We start from the raw sequence: 2,926 nt of genomic DNA, 5'->3' as shown, positions 1-2,926 counted from the left end.
GTACTGGCCGCATCGCCGCCTGGGCGATATCCGGGTGCATTATTTCGAAGATGGCCGTCGTCATCATCTCGGCAGGGGCGGGTCTTGTCAGGGCGTTGGTAAAGGCAATGATCTGCATACCCTGATCAGGGAAGTATTCGTTGGCGTCAACGAAGCCGTTAGAACTGCCGCTATGGCCCACGCGCGATTGGCCATCGAGGGTATCCACGGTGAGGCCGAGGCCATACGTGGTAAAGCCATCGAGTGTTTCAACCGGCTTGCTCATCAAGGCGACGTCGGCATGGCTGACGATCTTGCCGTCTTGTAGTGCGCGGTTCCACTTCTGCATGTCATCGACGGTGGTGACCAGGAAGCCGGCAGCCCAACCGACCGAGGCGTGGATGGTCGGTGCTGGAACCCGTTTATCGTTTTCCTGCATGTACCCGGTCGCCATGCCGGGAATCGAGTTTTTTTCAGCCACGGTGAACGTATGTGTCATGCCCGCTGGAGCGAGCAGGTGGTTCTGCAGGTAATGCCAATACGTCTCGTGTGACACCACTTCGATGACACGCCCGGCCATCGCATAGCCGGTGCTCGAATACTCGACATGGATGCCAGGCGGAAAGCGCAGCGGTTTATCGCGGATGTACCCCATCAGCTCATTGAAGGTGGCGGGCTTGCCCGTGGCCTTGGCGTCTTCGATTTCTGCCAGGTAATCGGGTAGGCCCCCTGAGTGCGTCAATGCCTGGCGCAGGGTGACTTTGTCCGCGAAGGGGGCGTCCGGCAGGTAGACGGATAGTTTGTCGTCCAGATGCAGCTTGCCAGCCTCCTGCAATTGCAGGATCGCCGCGGCGGTGAATTGCTCGGTGATCGGCCCGACTTCATACGTCGTGTCGACGGCGGCCGGCTGCCTGGTTTTGAGGTCGCGCATGCCGTAAGCCTGGCGATAGACCACTTGGCCGTGATCGGCCACGAGCACGGTCGCTCCAGGAACGTCGTTGACTTGCATGATGGCCCGGACGGCATCATCAATGCGCTTGGCTTGTTCGGTGCTGATGGCTGCATCGCCAGCGTGGGCGAGCATGGGGAGGCAAAGCAGGAGCGAGGCGGCAAGCAAGCGCTGCATGAAGTCCATTTCCCGGCGTTGGTGGGACGCATGGTAGGGACGCCCGGATTAATTATTTGTAGATGTCTTTCAAGGGTGTTCGCCGACCGGAGAGATCAGCCGGGCCGGGCGACGGCGATATCCCGGATACGCTCCATGCCTGAGGTCGCTAGCGACAGGGAAAACCGGGCATAAAAAAACCGCCTGCAAGAGGCGGTTTTTTTAATTTGGTCGGGGAGACATGATTCGAACATGCGACTTCTACGTCCCGAACGTAGCGCTCTACCAGGCTGAGCTACACCCCGTGGGAGCCGCCTATCTTATCCGGGGTTCCAGAGCTTGGCAACAGGGGCCGGGGTCTTTTTCGCGAAGGCACCCCCAAGGGCTTCCCGGCGGTCTTCTGCTAATCTTAAGAGCTGCGCCAAGGCCTGCCCGGAGCGCACTTTCCCCCGCAAATCATAGAGGATTTCATGGCGCTTACCCCGGCCCGTACCATGCCTGGCGTGCTCGAGCTGTTACCGCTCGACCAGATTGCTTTTCAGCGCATGCTGGACACGATCCGCCGCAACTACGAGCGCTTCGGCTTTCTGCCGATTGAAACGCCGGTGATCGAGCTCTCCGACGTGCTCCTGACCAAGACCGGGGGCGAAACCGAGCGCCAGGTCTATTTCGTGCAATCCACCGGCGCGCTCAGTGCCGACAAGGGGGGCGAAGGCAAGCCGGAACTGGCCCTGCGTTTCGACCTGACCGTGCCTCTGGCCCGTTACGTGGCCGAGCATGAGCATGACCTGTCGTTCCCGTTCCGCCGTTACCAGATGCAGCGGGTCTATCGTGGCGAGCGGGCACAGCGCGGTCGTTTCCGCGAGTTCTATCAGTGCGATATCGACGTGATCGGCAAGGACGGGCTGTCGGTTCGCTACGACGCGGAGATCCCGGCGGTTATCTATAGCGTGTTCCGTGAGTTGAATATCGGCGCGTTCACCATCCAGATCAACAACCGCAAACTGATGCGCGGTTTCTTCGAAAGCCAGGGTATTGTCGATGGCGAGCAGCAGACACTCGTGCTGCGCGAAGTGGACAAGCTCGACAAGCGGGGCGCCGATTACGTACGTGAGACACTGACAGGTGAGCAGTTCGGCCTGAGCGACGATGTGGCCGAGAAGATTCTCGCCTTCGTGCAGGTGCGCTCGACCTCGCTGCAAGATGCCTTCGACAAGCTCGATGCACTGGGCGCAGGTCCGGAATCGATGGAGCAAGGCCGTGCCGAGCTCAAAGAAGTGCTCGGTCTGATACGCGATTTCGGTGTGCCGGAGTCCTATTATGCGTTGAACCTGTCGATCGCGCGCGGCCTGGATTACTACACCGGGACCGTCTACGAGACCATGCTTAACGATCACCTGCAGATCGGCTCGATCTGCTCGGGCGGTCGCTACGAAAACCTTGCCGGCCAGTACACCAAGTCGCATTTGCCTGGCGTGGGTATTTCCATTGGGCTCACGCGCCTGTACTGGCAACTGCGCGAAGCCGGCTTGATCAATACGGCCCATAGCACCGTCGACGTGCTGGTCACCCAGATGGATGCCGCGCAGATGCCAGCCTATCTGGCGTTGGCTTCGGAGCTGCGAGGTGCGGGCATTGCCACCGAAGTCGTGATGGACGGCGGCAAGCTCGGCAAGCAGTTCAAGTATGCCGATCGCGCGGGCATCCGGTTTGTCCTGGTGTTAGGTGAGGACGAGATCGCCAACAATGTGGTCACCGTCAAGGATATGCGTCGCGAGGATCAATTTCAGGTATCGCGCGGCGAACTTATCAAGACCTTGCGCGTCGAATTGGCGCAGGCGG

2 protein-coding genes and 1 tRNA gene are annotated in these 2,926 nt (G+C 60.0%); 1 reads left to right on the top strand and 2 read right to left on the bottom strand.

All coding sequences use genetic code 11. The features are described 5' to 3' along the window. Together VF436_RS05375 and VF436_RS05370 are read right to left on the bottom strand one after the other, a co-directional pair. The coding region (locus VF436_RS05375) for a serine hydrolase domain-containing protein (protein ID WP_330902976.1) at positions 1 to 1,105 on the bottom strand (1,105 nt) is incomplete at its 3' end. A 207-nt stretch (positions 1,106 to 1,312) separates the two neighbouring features. Next, positions 1,313 to 1,389 (bottom strand) — tRNA-Pro (locus VF436_RS05370). Positions 1,390 to 1,554: 165 nt separating this feature from the next. On the opposite strand from VF436_RS05370, the gene hisS reads away from it, so the two are divergent. After that, positions 1,555 to 2,926: histidine--tRNA ligase (gene hisS, locus VF436_RS05365; RefSeq protein ID WP_330902974.1), on the top strand; the 1,372-nt coding region annotated here is incomplete at its 3' end.

The organism is Dyella sp. (assembly GCF_036384435.1).
GTDB lineage: Bacteria > Pseudomonadota > Gammaproteobacteria > Xanthomonadales > Rhodanobacteraceae > GSA-30.
This window is presented reverse-complemented; position numbering and strand designations above follow the sequence as displayed.